General features: G+C 61.0%; 17 protein-coding genes. 10 read left to right on the forward strand and 7 right to left on the reverse strand.

What is annotated here, in order from left to right; all coding sequences use genetic code 11:
* Nucleotides 1-51: 51 nt before the first annotated feature.
* The 4 genes from P0Y41_RS06635 (at nt 52) to P0Y41_RS06650 (ending at nt 3,239) form a co-directional block, all read left to right on the forward strand.
* On the forward strand, nt 52-705 hold the full coding sequence (locus P0Y41_RS06635) for an HAD family hydrolase (RefSeq protein ID WP_284063165.1): 654 nt from the start codon (nt 52-54) through the stop codon (nt 703-705).
* A 104-nt stretch (nt 706-809) separates the two neighbouring features.
* On the forward strand, nt 810-1,607 hold the full coding sequence (locus P0Y41_RS06640) for an aldo/keto reductase (RefSeq protein WP_284063166.1): 798 nt from the start codon (nt 810-812) through the stop codon (nt 1,605-1,607).
* Between the two features lie 119 nt (nt 1,608-1,726).
* Nucleotides 1,727-2,146, forward strand: coding sequence for a peptide-methionine (R)-S-oxide reductase MsrB (gene msrB, locus P0Y41_RS06645; RefSeq protein ID WP_284063167.1), 420 nt, complete (start codon nt 1,727-1,729; stop codon nt 2,144-2,146).
* Nucleotides 2,147-2,279: 133 nt separating this feature from the next.
* Nucleotides 2,280-3,239 (forward strand): D-2-hydroxyacid dehydrogenase, encoded by a 960-nt coding sequence (locus P0Y41_RS06650; protein WP_284063168.1) that lies wholly within the window; start codon nt 2,280-2,282, stop codon nt 3,237-3,239.
* A gap of 43 nt (nt 3,240-3,282) precedes the next feature.
* Here P0Y41_RS06650 and P0Y41_RS06655 read toward each other — a convergent pair whose 3' ends face one another.
* Together P0Y41_RS06655 and P0Y41_RS06660 are read right to left on the reverse strand one after the other, a co-directional pair.
* The gene (locus P0Y41_RS06655; protein ID WP_284063169.1) at nt 3,283-3,528 is read right to left on the reverse strand and encodes a DUF7385 family protein; all 246 of its coding nucleotides are present in this window, start codon (nt 3,526-3,528) and stop codon (nt 3,283-3,285) included.
* A gap of 116 nt (nt 3,529-3,644) precedes the next feature.
* Nucleotides 3,645-4,259, reverse strand: a complete 615-nt coding sequence (locus P0Y41_RS06660; protein WP_284063170.1) for a translation initiation factor IF-2 subunit beta — start codon at nt 4,257-4,259, stop codon at nt 3,645-3,647.
* A gap of 217 nt (nt 4,260-4,476) precedes the next feature.
* On the opposite strand from P0Y41_RS06660, the gene P0Y41_RS06665 reads away from it, so the two are divergent.
* Nucleotides 4,477-5,676 (forward strand): redox-regulated ATPase YchF, encoded by a 1,200-nt coding sequence (locus tag P0Y41_RS06665; protein ID WP_284063171.1) that lies wholly within the window; start codon nt 4,477-4,479, stop codon nt 5,674-5,676.
* A 212-nt stretch (nt 5,677-5,888) separates the two neighbouring features.
* Here the strand turns inward: P0Y41_RS06665 and P0Y41_RS06670 are convergent, their stop codons facing one another.
* From P0Y41_RS06670 to P0Y41_RS06680, 3 genes are all read right to left on the reverse strand, one after another.
* Nucleotides 5,889-6,083 (reverse strand): cold-shock protein, encoded by a 195-nt coding sequence (locus tag P0Y41_RS06670; RefSeq protein ID WP_113275558.1) that lies wholly within the window; start codon nt 6,081-6,083, stop codon nt 5,889-5,891.
* A gap of 301 nt (nt 6,084-6,384) precedes the next feature.
* Nucleotides 6,385-7,227: an ion transporter gene (locus P0Y41_RS06675; RefSeq protein ID WP_284063172.1), complete on the reverse strand. Its 843-nt coding sequence runs from the start codon at nt 7,225-7,227 to the stop codon at nt 6,385-6,387.
* Nucleotides 7,228-7,260: 33 nt separating this feature from the next.
* Nucleotides 7,261-8,334, reverse strand: a complete 1,074-nt coding sequence (locus P0Y41_RS06680; protein WP_284063173.1) for an AI-2E family transporter — start codon at nt 8,332-8,334, stop codon at nt 7,261-7,263.
* A gap of 170 nt (nt 8,335-8,504) precedes the next feature.
* Between P0Y41_RS06680 and P0Y41_RS06685 the strand changes: the two genes are divergently transcribed.
* The 5 genes from P0Y41_RS06685 (at nt 8,505) to P0Y41_RS06705 (ending at nt 12,354) form a co-directional block, all read left to right on the forward strand.
* Complete coding sequence (locus P0Y41_RS06685; RefSeq protein ID WP_284063174.1) at nt 8,505-9,323, forward strand: enoyl-CoA hydratase/isomerase family protein; 819 nt, start codon at nt 8,505-8,507, stop codon at nt 9,321-9,323.
* A gap of 349 nt (nt 9,324-9,672) precedes the next feature.
* The gene (heR, locus tag P0Y41_RS06690; RefSeq protein WP_284063175.1) at nt 9,673-10,452 is read left to right on the forward strand and encodes a heliorhodopsin HeR; all 780 of its coding nucleotides are present in this window, start codon (nt 9,673-9,675) and stop codon (nt 10,450-10,452) included.
* 388 nt (nt 10,453-10,840) lie between these two features.
* Nucleotides 10,841-11,413 carry a hypothetical protein gene (locus tag P0Y41_RS06695; protein ID WP_284063176.1) on the forward strand — a complete coding sequence of 191 codons (573 nt, stop codon included), beginning with the start codon at nt 10,841-10,843 and terminating at the stop codon, nt 11,411-11,413.
* Between the two features lie 255 nt (nt 11,414-11,668).
* On the forward strand, nt 11,669-11,998 hold the full coding sequence (locus P0Y41_RS06700) for a WYL domain-containing protein (protein ID WP_284063177.1): 330 nt from the start codon (nt 11,669-11,671) through the stop codon (nt 11,996-11,998).
* 2 nt (nt 11,999-12,000) lie between these two features.
* Nucleotides 12,001-12,354, forward strand: coding sequence for a hypothetical protein (locus P0Y41_RS06705; RefSeq protein ID WP_284063178.1), 354 nt, complete (start codon nt 12,001-12,003; stop codon nt 12,352-12,354).
* Nucleotides 12,355-12,424: 70 nt separating this feature from the next.
* On the opposite strand, the gene P0Y41_RS06710 is transcribed toward P0Y41_RS06705, so the two are convergent.
* Complete coding sequence (locus tag P0Y41_RS06710; RefSeq protein WP_284063179.1) at nt 12,425-13,816, reverse strand: hypothetical protein; 1,392 nt, start codon at nt 13,814-13,816, stop codon at nt 12,425-12,427.
* Nucleotides 13,813-15,054: a hypothetical protein gene (locus P0Y41_RS06715; protein WP_284063180.1), complete on the reverse strand. Its 1,242-nt coding sequence runs from the start codon at nt 15,052-15,054 to the stop codon at nt 13,813-13,815. Before P0Y41_RS06715 ends, P0Y41_RS06710 begins: the two co-directional genes overlap by 4 nt.
* Nucleotides 15,055-15,202: the final 148 nt, after the last annotated feature.

Consider the following 15,202-nt stretch of genomic DNA (forward strand, 5'->3'; position numbering starts at 1 on the left):
GCCAGCGTCCGTGTGTGAAACGCTTATCCGCAAAGACGCGTCAATACAGGCATGTACGACGCGATCGTCTTCGACAACGACGGGGTGCTCGTGGGGCGCACCCACTACGAGGTGCTCCACGAGGCGGCCTGGGACGCCTTCGAGGCGCTCTCTGTGGCCGATCCCGACCCCGAGCACGTCGAGTCGATGGTCGTCGGCGTCTCCCCCCACCAAGTCGAGGAAGTGTGCTCGACGTACGACCTCACGCCGCGGGAGTTCTGGGCGATGCGCGACCGGACCGCGTTCGAGGCACAGCGTCGCGAGGTCCGTGCGGGCAACAAACGCCTGTACGACGACGTCGACGTGTTGCGCGACCTCTCTGCGCCCCTCGGCGTCGTCTCCTCGAACCAACACGAGACGGTGGAGTTCCTGCTCGACCACTTCGGCGTCGCCGACCTGTTCGACACCGCCTACGGCCGCGAGCCGACCGTCGAGAGCCTCCGCCGGAAGAAACCGAACAGCCACTACATCGACCGCGCGCTCGCGGACCTCGACGCCGAGACGGCACTGTTCGTGGGCGACAACGAGTCCGACATCGAGGCGGCCGACAACGCCGGCATCGACTCGGCGTTCATCCGCCGCCCGCACCGGGAGGACTGGACTCTCTCGGTCACGCCGACGTACGACATCGACGGGCTCGCGGACCTCCAAGCGATCTGCCTGTGAGGTGAGGTCGGGGACGGTCGTCGACCCCCTGACTGGTTTCCGTCGGCCGACGGGCGCCGAACAGCCACCGCCGACGCTTTCCGCACGACCGACGACGGTCACGCATGGACACGACGCTCCCGCTTCCGGCCGTCGGGCTCGGCACGATGGGCCTCGACGGCGACGAGGGCGCTGCCGCGGTGGAGACGGCACTCGAGGTCGGGTACCGCCACCTCGACACCGCGCAGGTGTACGAGAACGAGGCGACCGTCGGCGCCGGACTCGCGGCGGCCGTCGAGGCGGACATCGTCGTCCGCGACGACGTCACTGTCGCGACGAAGACGTGGATCGACCGCCTCGACCCCGAGGACGTACGCCCCTCGACGGCGGCCAGCCTGGACCGCCTCGGCCTCGACGCGGTCGATCTGCTGTACGTCCACCGTCCCCGCGGCGGCTACGATCCCAAGGACACGCTCGCCGCCTACGACGCCCTCGTCGCTGACGGCCTCGTGGGGCACGTCGGCGTCTCGAACTTCGAGCTCGATCAGCTCGACGAGGCGATTCGCCTCCTCGACGCACCGCTTGCGGCCCACCAGACGGAGTACCACCCGCTGTTTCGACGGCCGGCGCTGCGCGAGCATGCCGTCGAGCACGACTACCTGCTCGTCGCCTACTCGCCGCTGGCGGGCGGTCGGGTGAGCGAGGTCGAGGCGGTTCGCGCGGTCGCCGAGAAGCACGACACGACGCCCGAGGCCGTGAGCATCGCGTGGCTCACCGACAAGGCGGGCGTTGTCACGATCCCGAAGGCGTCGAGCGAGCGCCACCTGCGAGCGAACCTCGCTGCCGCCGACCTCGACCTCGACGCCGAGGACCGCGAGCGCATCGACGGGATCGACCGCGAGGAGGAGCTCTTCCCGGAGTGAGTCGGCGCGGGACCGTTCCGTGCTCGCAGTAGCAGTCGCGGGATCGCGCCGTGCCGGCGGTCGGTGCGTCCGACCGCCGGCTCCCGTGGGTTCATGCGGCTGTGGCTCCACTATCGAGTATGAGCGATTCCGCCGAGCAGACACCCGAAGAGGACCTCCCGGAGACCGACGAGGAGTGGCGCGAGCGGCTGACCGACGAGGAGTACCGGATCCTCCGCGAGCGGGGCACTGAGGCGCGGTTCTCCGGTGAGCACGTCGACCGGAAGGACGACGGCGTCTACAAGTGCGCTGGCTGCGGCACCGTCATCTTCGAGTCGGAGACGAAGTACGACTCCGGCTGTGGCTGGCCCAGCTTCTACGCCGCCGACGAGTCGACGGTGACGCTAGAAGAGGACAACCGTCACGGGATGTCTCGCGTCGAGGTGAACTGCGCCGTCTGTGACGGCCACCTCGGGCACGTGTTCCAGGACGGCCCCGAACCGACCGGCGAGCGCTTCTGCATCAACTCCGCCGTGCTCGACTTCGAGCCCGACGAGTAGGCTGCGCCACCGCGGGACACGGTCGCCGAGCGGCCCGACGCCCGATGGTCCGACGCCCGATGGTCCGACGCCCGATGGTCCGACGCCCGCACTCACCGGCGCGTTTTAGTTTCGACCGGGCGACGCGAGCGGTATGTCCGCCGATCACACCCTCCTGTTAGCACACACCGTCGGCCCCGGGCGCGGCGCCGATCTCCGCGAGCGGTTACTCGACGAGGGGCTCCCCGCCGACCGCGTCGTCGCCGCCGCGACGCCCGCCGAGACCGACGCGCACGTCGCCGACGCCGACGGCATCGTCGTCGGCCGACTCCCCGAGGGGTTGCTCGACCGCGCCGACTCGCTTCGGTGGGTACAGGTGCTCTCCTCGGGCACCGACTACCTCCCGACCGAGGACCTCGCCGACCGTGGCGTCGCACTCACGAACTCGGCGGGGGTCCACGCCGAACCGATCGGCGAGCAGGTGCTCGGCTATATGCTGAGCTTCGAGCGCGACCTCCACGCACTCGCGCGCCAGCAGGCCGAGTCGCGCTGGGAGCGCCGCGAGGGCGGCGAGTTGCGCGGGAAGACCGTCGGGATCGTCGGCGTCGGCGCCATCGGCACGCGCGTCGCAGAGCTGGCGAGCGCGTTCGGGATGGAGGTGTGGGGGGTGAAGCGCGACCTCGATACGATGCCCGACGCCGTCGACGAGGCGCGCCCGCCCGACGCGCTCCACGAGACGTGTCTCGCCGCCGACTACCTCGTGCTCGCGTGTCCGCTCACCGACGAGACGTCGGGGCTGATCGGCGGTGACGAACTCCGGCTCCTCGGCGATGCGGGCGTGCTGGTCAACGTCGCCCGCGGCGGGGTCTGCGATCAGGATGCCCTCGTCGGCGCGCTGCGCTCGCACCTGATCGGCGGGGCCGCCCTCGACGTGTTCGAGGAGGAGCCGCTTCCCGCGGACTCGCGGCTGTGGGATCTCTCGAACGTGATCGTGACGCCGCACATGGCCGGGAGCACGCCACACAAGCAGAAACGGTGGGCCGAGATCATCGCGGAGAACTCCCGGGCGTTGGCCGATGGCGACATCGACGGACTCCGGAATCGGGTGGTGTAGCGGGGGGTCGCCGGAGCCGCCGATCGCGTTGGAACCGAGGCCCTCAGTGGGTCAACACGAGCAGTCGCTCGTCGGTGCGCGCCACGCAGATCGGGCCGTTCGGCGCCGAGTCGAACGTCACGGCCTCGTCGTCGCTGACGAACAGTCGGTCGAACTCGGCGCCGCAGGCCGGACAGCTCAGTCCCTCGCGATTCGCCAGCGACATCGAACCGGCGTCCTGCCGGAGGAGCTTCAGTTTGGCCCGGTAGTCGTGGACGTCGAAGCCGTTGGAGAGATCGAGGCTAGTCACACGGGAAGGCGGTGGCTGACGGGCAAGTAGCTTCGGTCCCGGCCCGCAGCGCTGCGAGCGGCGAGGCGGGGACCGGAGAACTGCGGGTGACGCGGTCGTGCGCGCGCCGGTCGGCGTTACGTCAGGCGGGCGAACGCGAGGTTGCCCGAGATGTTGTGGACGTACGCCTGGACGGTCTGGCCCTCCTGGGCGCCGGAGACGAACACGGTGAACTTCCCCTTCTCGGCGACGCCGTCGCCTTTGCGACCGGTGCCGGTGATCTCCAGTTCGTACGTCTTGCCCTCCTCGATCTCGGGGCCCTGCGAGTGGGAGGCCGCCGCCGAGGAACGCTTCTGGACCGGGCGGAACGCACCGCACGCCTGGCAGCGCAGCATCCGGACCCCGTCCTCTGTCTTGAGGATCGTGTCGGGGAGACCGCACTCCGAGCAGGTGACGAACTCGGCGACGTACTCGTCGATGGCGCCGTCGAAGTCGGCGATAGAGAACGACCCGTTGTAGCGGGCGACGCCGTCCTCGTACTGCCCGTTCGTCCCGAGCTGTCGCTGGATGGCGCTGTGGAGGTGCTCGGGGTCTCGCGAGAGCGCGTCGGCGATGTCCGAGAGGTTCGTCAGCCGGGTAAACGCCCCGTCGGTCTGTCCCTCGGGGTCGGGGACCTGTAGGCGCTCGCCCGCGTCGGCGGGCGTGTCGGGCAGCTCGTCGTAGGCTCTGTCGAGCGCGTCGGCGTAGTTCATAGGCGATGGAGGGCAGTTTCACGTATATGGCTTCCGAGAGAGTCGGTACCGTGATTCCGGCGAGATCGGCCGACTGCGCCGCGTCGACGCCGGCATCGGTTACGCGAGGTGGATTCGGGTTCCAGTCGAAGCGGTCCCGTGTGGATCCCGTGTGAACGGACAGCACAGGCGACCTGCGGTAGAAACGCGTTTCAGTCGCGACGGCCCAGCGAGCGTAATGAGCTACAAGATCGGTCTCGTCGGGAAGCCGTCCGTCGGCAAGTCCAGCTTCTTCAACGCGGCGACGATGAACGACGTGCCCGAGGGCGCCTACCCGTTCACGACTATCGATCCAAGCGTCGGCGAGGCGTACGTCGGGGTCGACTGCCCCGCCCCCGAGTTCGAGGAGACGTGCCAGCCCAACCACGGCTTCTGCCGCGACGACACCCGATTCGTCCCCGTGAAGCTCGTCGACGTGGCCGGGCTCATCCCCGGCGCCCACGAGGGAAAGGGGCTGGGCAACCAGTTCCTCTCGGACCTCAACGAGGCGGACGTGCTCGTCCACGTCGTCGACTTCTCGGGCACGACCGACATCGAGGGCGAACCGACCGAGGGTCACGACCCGCGCGAGGACATCGACTTCCTGGAGAACGAACTCGACCAGTGGTACCTCGATATCCTCCAGAAGGGGATCCAGAAGTTCGAGTCGATGTATCAGGGCCCCAACCCCGGCGACGAGGTCGGCGTCGAGGAGGTGCTCGCCGAGCAGATGAGCGCGTTCCGCACCAACAAAGACGAGATCAAACAGACCGTCCTCGCGCTGGATCTGGCGCTGGATCCGGAGACGTGGGACGACGAGGACCGCTTCGATCTGGCCCGCGAGATCCGCAAGCGCACGAAGCCGATGGTGATCGCGGCGAACAAGATGGACACACCCGCCGCGCGCGACAACTACGACGAGATCACGAGCGACCCCGAGTACGAGCACCTCACGGTCGTTCCCGCGAGCGCGCACGCGGAGGGGTCGCTGAAGAAGGCCGACGAGGCGGGCGTCGTCGACTACGCGCAGGGCGACGACGACTTCGCCATCGTCGGCGACGTGAGCGACGAGCAAGAGCGGGGGCTCGAGGCCATCCGGGAGTTCGTGACCGAGTACGGCGGCACCGGCGTCCAGCGCGTCATCGAGGCCGCGCTGTTCGAGGAACTCGACGCGAAGGCCGTCTTCCCCGGGAGCGCGAGCGGCAGTTGGAGCAAGGGGCCGTTCCGCGACTGCTTCGTCCTCCCCGGGTACGCGACCGCCGAGGATTTCGCGTACACGCTGCACTCGGATATCGGCGACGGCTTCCTCCACGGGATCGACTGCCGGAGCGGCCGCCAGGTCGGCGCCGATACCGTGCTTGAGCACCGCGACGTGGTCGAGGTCGTGACGACCGGATAGGTCGCCTCCACGACCGAGGGGCCCGATCGCGGTCCCGCGTACGGTGACCCGTCCACGACACGCGACGGGAGCCGACGCCCCACACCGGTCGCTCTCAACTCACCCCGATCCGGGCGTACTGTCGGAGGCGGGGCCGTCGCTGTCGGATGTGCGCGTCAGTGAAGAAACGGAATCACAGTGATGTCGCCGTCAGGCGACGGTGTGAGCCGGAATTATGCGCGGACGACGTTCGTCGCGCGCGGGCCCTTGGGGGCCTGTTCGATGTCGAATTCGATCTCGGTCCCTTCCGTCAGATCCTCGCCGCCGACATCCTCCATGTGGAAGAACACGTCGTCGTCGGAGTCCTCAGTCGCGATGAAACCGTAGCCGCCAGTGTCGTTGAAGAAGTCAACCTTACCGTTTGCCATTGCAACTGATCGAACACCCGTCGATCGGATAAGGGTTCCGCATTTGTGTTCCAACAGCGATTCTTCCCGGACAAATATTCTGTGACAAATGAGAATAGTTGTTATTCGCCGATATACACTCGGTTATCGAGGAGTACGGTGACTGATCCACCATAACGAGGCGGTGATTCTCGGAATTCGGAGGTATCGGCCCCCTGTGAGGCACTGACGCCCGATCCGTGCACCCACAGCACACTGCTCGGCCGTCGGATTTCCGGACCCGGCTCACACCGTGGACGGGAACTGCACCCACGTGCGGAAGTCACTCGTCGGACTCGTACTCCTGGTAGATGACGCGTCCGCAGGCCTTGCAGTGGGACGCGTCCGCGTCGTGGCCCGTGAGCCCGCAGTTCGGGCAGGTCACGTCGACGCGGTCGCCGCGGGTCCACGCGCGGATGATCTTGCTCGCCTGCCACGGGACGAGAACGATGGCCGCGAGGACGCTGCCGACCGTCACCCATCGCCCGAGCCGGGTGGCGGGGACGATGTCGCCGAATCCGACGGTCGTGAGGGCGATGACCATGTAGTAGAACGCGTCGCCGAAGTTCGCGACGCCGGGGTTCACGGCCGCCTCGGCGCTGTAGAACAGTCCGGCGCCGACGAAGAAGATCACGAGTACGGTGAACAGGAGCTTCGTCGCCCGGAGCGTGCTGACCTCGACGGTCCCGAAAAAGAACTCCTCGTCGCGGGCGAACCGATAGAAGCGGAGCACGCGAACGACGCGGATCGCCCGGAGGAACCCGATGTTGACGCCGAACACGGGGCCGACGGCGGCAATCGCCATGAGCGTCGGCAGCACTGAAAACAGGTCGACGACGGTGTACGGGTCGGTCGCCTCGTCGAGTCGGTCGCGGGCGCCGTACAGTCGGAAGACGTACTCGACGGAGAACACGACGGCGATAGCGACCTCGACGCGCCACAGCGCGTCCCGCGTCGACTGGGAGATGTCGTAGCTTTGGACGACGAACACGCCGACGAACGCGAGGTTCAGTGCCAACAGCGCGATGTCGATCGCCTGTCCGAGCCTCGTCTGGTGATCGAGCAGGTAGAAGCGCACCCGCTCGCGGAACGCTCGCGGTGCACCTCCCGGCGCGTGACCGTCCATACCCCCGGATGCGACACCGAGGGGTAAAGAACCTCACACCCCGCCGTCGTCGATCGATTCGACATCGCCGTCAGTCTCGCCGTCGGCCTCCACTGCGCCGGGAGTCTCCTGGCTCGCGCCGGCGGGCTCGTCGACCTCGACGAGCGTCTCCACGAGCACCGCGGCGAACGCGAGCACGATAGGACCGACGAACAGGCCCGCGAACCCGAACGCGAGGACGCCGCCGAAGATGCCGACCACCATCACCCCCGGACTCACCCGCGCCTCGTGTCCGGTGATCACGGGGCGCAGGTAGTTGTCCGAGAGGCTGATCACCGCGGTCCCGAACGCGAACACGACCGCAGCGTCAACCGGGCGCCCCGCCATGAACAGGAAGGCGGTCATCGGAAGCCACACGACCGACGCGCCGATCAGCGGCAGCAGCGACAGCAGCGTCGTGACGACGACCCAAAACACGACGTTCGAGATCCCGACGAGCCCGAACACGAGCCCGGTGAGCACGCCGTGAACGGCCGCGACGGCGATGTTGCCGACGACGACGCCCCACGTGATCCGGTCGAGGTCCCGGCGGAGAGCCGTCTGCGTTTCGCCGTCGAGCGGAATGACACGCCCCGTCCACGCGAGCAGTCTGTCCCCGTCCGCGAGGAGGTAGTAGACGACGAACAGCAGTACGGTGAGCCCCACGAGCACCTCGGTGAGCCCGCCGAACAGGTCGAGGACCCTCCCCAGCCCCGATTCGAGCCCGCGACGCGTCAACTGGTCGAGCTCGGCGCGCAGGTCGATGCCGCCGGCCGCCGCGAGCAGTTCCACCGTCTCGAGCTCGACGGTCCCCTCTGCGAGCGCCGCGCGCAGACGGAGCAGTTCACGCAGCGCCACCGCGATCACGACCGCGATCGGCGCGAGGACTGTGGCCGTCGAAACCGAAACGAGGACGGCCGCCGACGGACGCTCGCCGATGCTCGGTGCGAGCCGATCGTGAACCGGCCGGAGGACGTACGCGAGCAGCACCCCGAACAGGACGTACTGTGCGACCGGCGCGACAACCGCTACCGCCGCCGCGACGACGACCGCGGTGGCGACGAGGAGGAACCGACGCTGTAGCGTCACACGACCGCAGATGTCACGGACCGATATCAACACACGTGCCATATCGACCGACTCGGCCCGACCGTCGACGCGCGCTCACCGCGTCGGCGCGGCGGAAGACGACACCCAGGCAGTCGCGACGTAACGCGGCGGGAGCGAAGTACTATGGTGGCGCTCGCGGATCGCCAACCATGGCAGCAGATACCGATCCGGTCGGAGGAGACGCGTACGAGACTGTCGACGTCGATCGCGACGGCTACGTCGGCCGGATCACCCTCGACCGACCGGAGGCGATGAACACGTTCAGCACCGAGTTGGCGGTCGACCTCGACGACGCGCTGCACGATCTCGACGAGCGCGACGACATCCGAGCGGTCGTCGTCGACGGAGCGGGCGACGCGTTCTCCGCGGGGATCGACGTCTCCGAGCACGGCGAGTACGACACGAAAGCCGAGTACGAGGCGTGGGTCGCGCGGATGGAGGACCCGTTCCACACGCTGGCGGAGATGGCCACACCGGTCATCGCGGCGGCGCACGGCCACGCGGCCGCGAACGGCCTCGGGCTGGTGGCGGCGTGCGACCTCGCTGTCGCCGCCGAGGGGACGATGTTCGGGGCGACCGCGCCGAAGGTCGGGCTGTTCTGCATGGGACCGTCGGTCCCGCTGATGGAGACGCTCACGCGCAAGCGGTGTCTGGAGATGGTGCTCACGGGGGATCTGATCGACGCGGAGACGGCCCTGGAGTGGGGGATCGTCAACCGCGTCCGACCGCAGGGCGAACACGTCGAGGGAGCCGTCGAGCTCGCCGAGACCATCGCTTCGAAGAGCCCCGCAGCCGTGCAACTGGGCAAGCGCGCCTACTACGAGATGGAGGACATGCCCTACCACGAGGCGCTCGATTACTCCAACGAGCAGTTCGCCGGCCTGTGCACGACGGCGGACGCCAACGAGGGGATCGAGGCGTTCCTCTCGGGGGAGCCGCTCGCGGCCGACGAGTGGCCGGGCGAGTGAGCGGGCTATCGCTCGCCGTCTCGGCGACGTGACAGTCCAGAAACCCCCGGAATCGGGGCCGCAAGCCGGTTCTACGGCCATCGACGGAGTACGCGGACGAAGGGGGCCCAGCGGGAGGTGTCGGAACGGTGGGCTCGGCACTCGCGACGCACAATTGATCCAGAGTGAGCGCGGGCAAACCGACGGTGGCATCGCAGCCCGTAATCCGAGCACCGCATAGAGGGTCGGAACCGACCTGTATCGTTCCTCTCGGCAGTGCGTGAGTCCGAGGACGCGTTCTGGACGCAGTCGTCGAAAACGTTCGTTTGGAAAACATATCATCATAACACTTCCCGTCGAATACGAGGGTGTGACTACGCCGGACTCGCAGTATCGACGGCTCCGCCAGTTCAATGCCGTGATGGCTGTCCTCCACTTCGTTCAGGGGGCACTGATGGTCTACCTGAGCACCACACGCAACTGGACCATCACCGTCACCGCACTCGAATTCAACGCCGACACCCAACGGCTCGCACCCGTCCTCGAACCGTGGACGACGATTCAACTGTCGTATCTCGTCGCCGGGTTCCTGCTCCTCTCGGCGCTCGCACATCTCCTCATCGCGACGGTGCTGTACGACTCCTACGTGGCGTATCTCAAACGTGGCATGAACCCGTACCGCTGGTACGAGTACTCGATCAGCGCGTCCGTGATGATCGTCGTCATCGCGATGCTCGCGGGCGTCTGGGACCTCGGGACCCTCGTGGCGCTGTTCTCGCTGGTCGCCGTGATGAACCTCATGGGCCTCATGATGGAAGTGCACAACCAGACCACCGAGGAGACCGATTGGACGTCCTACATCATCGGCTCCGTCGCGGGCCTTGTCCCCTGGGTCGTCATCGCCATCACCATCGTGGCCACCGTACTCGGGAGCGACGGCGGCGGGCCGCCGGACTTCGTGTTGCTAATCTACGTCAGCCTGTTCGTGTTCTTCAACCTGTTCGCGATCAATATGGTGCTGCAGTACCGCGAGACCTGGAAGTGGCAGGACTACCTCTTCGGCGAGAGGACCTACATCGTCCTCAGCCTGGTCGCGAAGTCCCTGCTGGCCTGGCAGGTGTTCTTCGGCGCGCTCAACGCCCCTGTCTAAACGGTCGGTAAGAGTTTGGCCTCGGCACTCGAACCAGTAACTATTACCGACTCACGAAACTATTTATAGAAGAGCACTCGCCCAATATCCAAATCGATAGACGGCGCTATGGTATTAGGCCACGCGCCCTATGTTGGGGAACGCTCCACGGCTGCTCGCAACCATCCACGCTACCCAAACGAAGTAAACCGATTTGCGCGCTTTTTGGACACACACGCACTCGAACCAGTAAATATTACCGACTTACGAAACTATTTATAGAAGGAAATCCGATTCGCGCCTAAACCGATAGACGGCGCAGGGATAACTACTGAGATGCGCCCTATGTTGTGGAATCCTCATTTGATTCTCTCCCACATTTATTTGGATTCTATTTCAATTAGCTTCCATGGCCACTGCCGAAACGTTGCTTCTTAGTGGAGGTGTGAGTCTTGCTGTCAGCTTTCTCGTATCTGAGTATCAAGTGAGGAGACAATCCACGAAAGATGAAAAGCAAGAGGCGGACCAATGGTATCGAGAGTTGAACGAAGAACTGAGCCGACTCAAACATTATTGTCAGAAGCAACTGACCACCTCTGATATCGGTTTTAAACAGGTAGCGGAAGAACACGAAGCAGTCTCAGACGAACTCGCCAGAATTGCAGGCCGGGCTCCAACTGGAGTCAGTATCGCGGCAGTCAGAGAAGTAGAATCCCTTTCTGGCAAATTATACTCTCAAGCAGAAAACATCGAGGCTTTCGATGCCGATAATCCCAGTGATGCACGAGAGTTCATGGAAGAAGCAGTCTCTGAGTTCAACACCCATGTCGGAGACACAGTAGACGGAAGTGAATTCTCGTTTCTAGAGGAAATGGATGATTGGGAAACGGGGCGACATCTGTTCTCGAAAATGCTACTGAAGCTCACTCAGCAGGAGATAGACTCCCATAGGTCCCGACTGAGTGAATTCAGGCAAGAATAGATCTCGGGCATCGACTTAGTGCTGTTCGAGTACTTCGATGACTTCCATTACGCGTGAAAGTTTTCTTCGCAATTTCGGCAGGTGACCCACTGGCCTGCCGTTACCTTCTGCTTTTCCCCGCACTCGGGGCACTCGCGCCATGCTGAGCGATTTCCGTAGGACATACTCTCATTAACAAACCCGCATGTAAATCTCTAACTCGTAATCCGAAATGTGAATCTTCGAGACCACTTTCACTCCGGTTGGAGGACTTTCATGACGGTCGGTCACAAAGTGAAGGCTACACTCATCATGAGCAATATCATCTGTAAAGCGATTCAGGAGCAGAAAGCAATCGAATTCACCTATGACGGACATCACCGAAAAGTCGAACCCTACTGCCACGGCCGAAGCAAGAAGGGCAAGGAGTCGCTTCGAGGCTACCAAATCGCAGGAGGGAGCAATTCGCGGCGAGTTCCGTTCTGGCGTCTCTTCACCGTAGCGAAGATGGGGAACCTGACGCTGACAGACGAGTCATTCACTGGGGACCGGGCTCACTACAACCCGAACGATAAGGACCTGTCTCCGATTCACTGCAACATCTGACGATGGACAAGGAACGTGCGAAAGAACTGATGCTCGAAGAACGAGAAGATGACGAAGGTTTCAAAGACTCGATTGTCGTTCTCGAAATGGACCTCATCGAGGAGGACGCGGGTATCATTCGGGGCGAGCTGATAATCGAAGGCGAGGTTGATACGACCGGGAGTCTCCTCGTACCGCTCAACGAGCCCAAGCCAGAGAATTGGCAAGACCTCGAAGTCGGAGAAACGAAAGCGTACGGCCTTCGGGTTGATTCTCGGAAGGAGACTCTACGAGAGAAGATGAACTCGTTCTTCAGTCGGAGCTTAGAGGAGGGACGCGTGCAAGATTTCGTTCCTGGGACACCCCCTGGTACGTAGCTCTCTTCTGGGCGTGGCCGATCTTGGTTTGTCTTATGCAACGCCTCATGTTGAGTTGGATAACGACAACTCAGTAATCCAAACTCCGAATATTTGCAAGATAGCCATCAATATTCACACGCTCAGTCTCAGGTTCTTGCGGAGCGATGAATTCTCGAAAGATCTTATCAACATCCTCAGTAGAAACGTCAAATACTCGCTGGTCAGCTTCCATATATGTATCTGGGTCGGGATCATGGTAATTACCCTTTGTAAATAGCCTATGGACGTGCTTACGGAACTCTCTTGATTTCGCTTGCACTCCATCTCGATCCGACTGTACGGCTTGGAATATATGGACTAGCGCATCAAACTGGAGGTGTGTTACGGAACCATTCCAGTCGTCATCATTTTCTGTCAGTCGCCGCTGTATGCGCTCTGCAAGCCGAACCATTGAGCTATCTGAAACGCCGGGGGAGATGATAAGATATCCTGAGAGATCATCATAGATGTCTTTCACATTCGATTCTCGACGGAAATTTACTAGATGTTTTGCCATATTTTCATACTCGCCACTCAGACCCCTACTCTCACCTGGTTCTTGAACATACTTTGCATCCCAAATATACGCATGTGAACTATCTTCATAATCAAGTGACAAAACTCCTTCAGGAACCTGCTCCCCGCTTTCTTCACCCCCAAGTAGTCGAGAGGTTTCGAAAGAAGCCGAAAAGCAGTGTTGGACAGTATGTTCGAACTCACGCCAAGTATACCTTGAACGATGTTTGCTGTATAGATCGATTCCCTTATCTGCCAGTTGACCAGCTGGAATCTTTGATTCCCGAGCAGAAGAAATCAATTGTTCAATGTCGGCGCTACTATCACCGATCTCAATTATTTCTGATGCGGCTACACAGGTAAGTCCCCTCTGCTCATATTGAGTTGCCTGAGGAACCGCATTACCAACGAGGACAACAACTAATGGTTGATTGAATACCTGTATTGAATCGAGTATTTCTGAGCTGGTGTACTCAAACTGAATCAGAAAGCGAGTTTGATTTGCACCATGGCGAACGGTGAATGCAGGTTTCAATCGAGTATCTAAGAATCGAAGGCCGTTATTTATTTTTGAGGCCCTTGCATCGAGTTCATGCTTGATTACGTCACGAACATATGAATAGACTCCACGGTCGTCACGGTGCGTGATTAGACGTGATCTGCGAGTCTTTTTGTATAATTCAATATTTCGACCACAACCTGGGCAAGTTATATTGCCGTCTGGAACTTCAGAGAGACCTATCTCCTCATCACATCCACGTTCTTTTACTTCGAAGTAATCATCATCTTTTGGAGAAACACATTTGATATATTCTCGCTCCTCGATTTCACGGAGTAATCCTAACTCTTCAAGACTTCTGGCGCTCTCAAGTTGATCTTCAGTAAGTCCGTGAACAGAGGGCTGTAAGAGGCGATCAATAGTCACGAGTGCTTGTAAGTTGGTATAATACCGAGCATTTCTTCGATGAACTGCTCAAATGCAGCTCGTTCCTCATCTGTCGGAGTCGAAGAGCTATACCGAAGAGCCCACAATTTTTCGCCATCGCGCTCAGGCCGATTTAGATACACACTGTACGGTCGCTCATCGTACTCAATCTTGAGGTAGCGCACATTTTCAGGATCATCTAGTAGGTCGAGATCTGCCTGTTTTAATTGATTAAGTGCGGGTAAAATACTACTATTACCCTTGATTTCGACTTTGGGGCTGCCAGCGAGGGGTGACTGTCTCAATCCAATCTCAGTTAGTTCGACATCATCATCTTCATTCTGGATCTGTTCAACCTTCGCGCGAAAATCACTAAAATGGTCTGACCCTGCAGTTTCTCCCTCAGGTTCATATGTGACCTGACTTTCCCCCTCTTCGTCCTCGGCAGCAGAATTGACTCCCGTAACTGCGCGATTCGCAATTGATGCTGTTGGGGCATAAACCATCAATCTTTTATCATTAAACCGTAGTACAACAAGGTCTGCCTCAGCTACGTCCTGATTTTCATCAACCTGTCGCTCAACTCTGTCTCGAATATGTCGTTTTATAGCAATATATTTGTCAGACTTGTATTCAAAACTATGCCAATGGTCATACTCACGACTGTCAGCACCTAATTGGTCCAGAATAGCGTCCGTATCTAGCTCTTCGATCGGATCAGAGAGTATATTGTCACTTGTTGAATTGGCATCTGGCATTTTTCCCTTACAAAAGTCTAGTACTAGAATATCTCGGAACTTCGGACGATCAAGCATATCCACAATCAATAGTTTCCCAAATCGCCTCGACTTGTCGCTAAAATCATTATAATATTCCAAAAGGTTAGCTGCACCCGCATCTGTCTCCAGCTGGTTGAAGTAGTGGTCTATAAATTCAGACGCACGATTCTTTCCGAAATGGTGAATCGAATATAGGTTCTGGGCAAGTTCGAGATCATGGTTGCTGATCGCCGTCAGCATTTTTGACTTTTTACCGGGTAGATCTTCAGAATCTGGATTGAACCGACGCCAATAGGGCTCAAGCTCTTTACGGACGACTGTTTGAGAATCAACAAACCTTGAGAGCCGTGATTGATACTCTGTACTCCAATTATTTGCGATTACATTAGCAGGAACTTCGACATCTATCCAAAAATCTCGATCAAAAGAGATCTCAACTCGATCCAGAGCTGACGCCATAGCCAGAGTATTAATACAGCTTCAATTAAGCTTTCCCCTGAACAATAACTCCGTCTGCCGATTAATAGAGAGTACTTTTCGCTTTCCGGATACCCTGTGTGTAGAATACAGAGGTCGTGTGAGAGTTCATTCGCCGGTATTGATAATA

It is taken from the genome of Halobaculum halobium, assembly GCF_030127145.1.
In the GTDB taxonomy this organism is placed as follows: domain Archaea; phylum Halobacteriota; class Halobacteria; order Halobacteriales; family Haloferacaceae; genus Halobaculum; species Halobaculum halobium.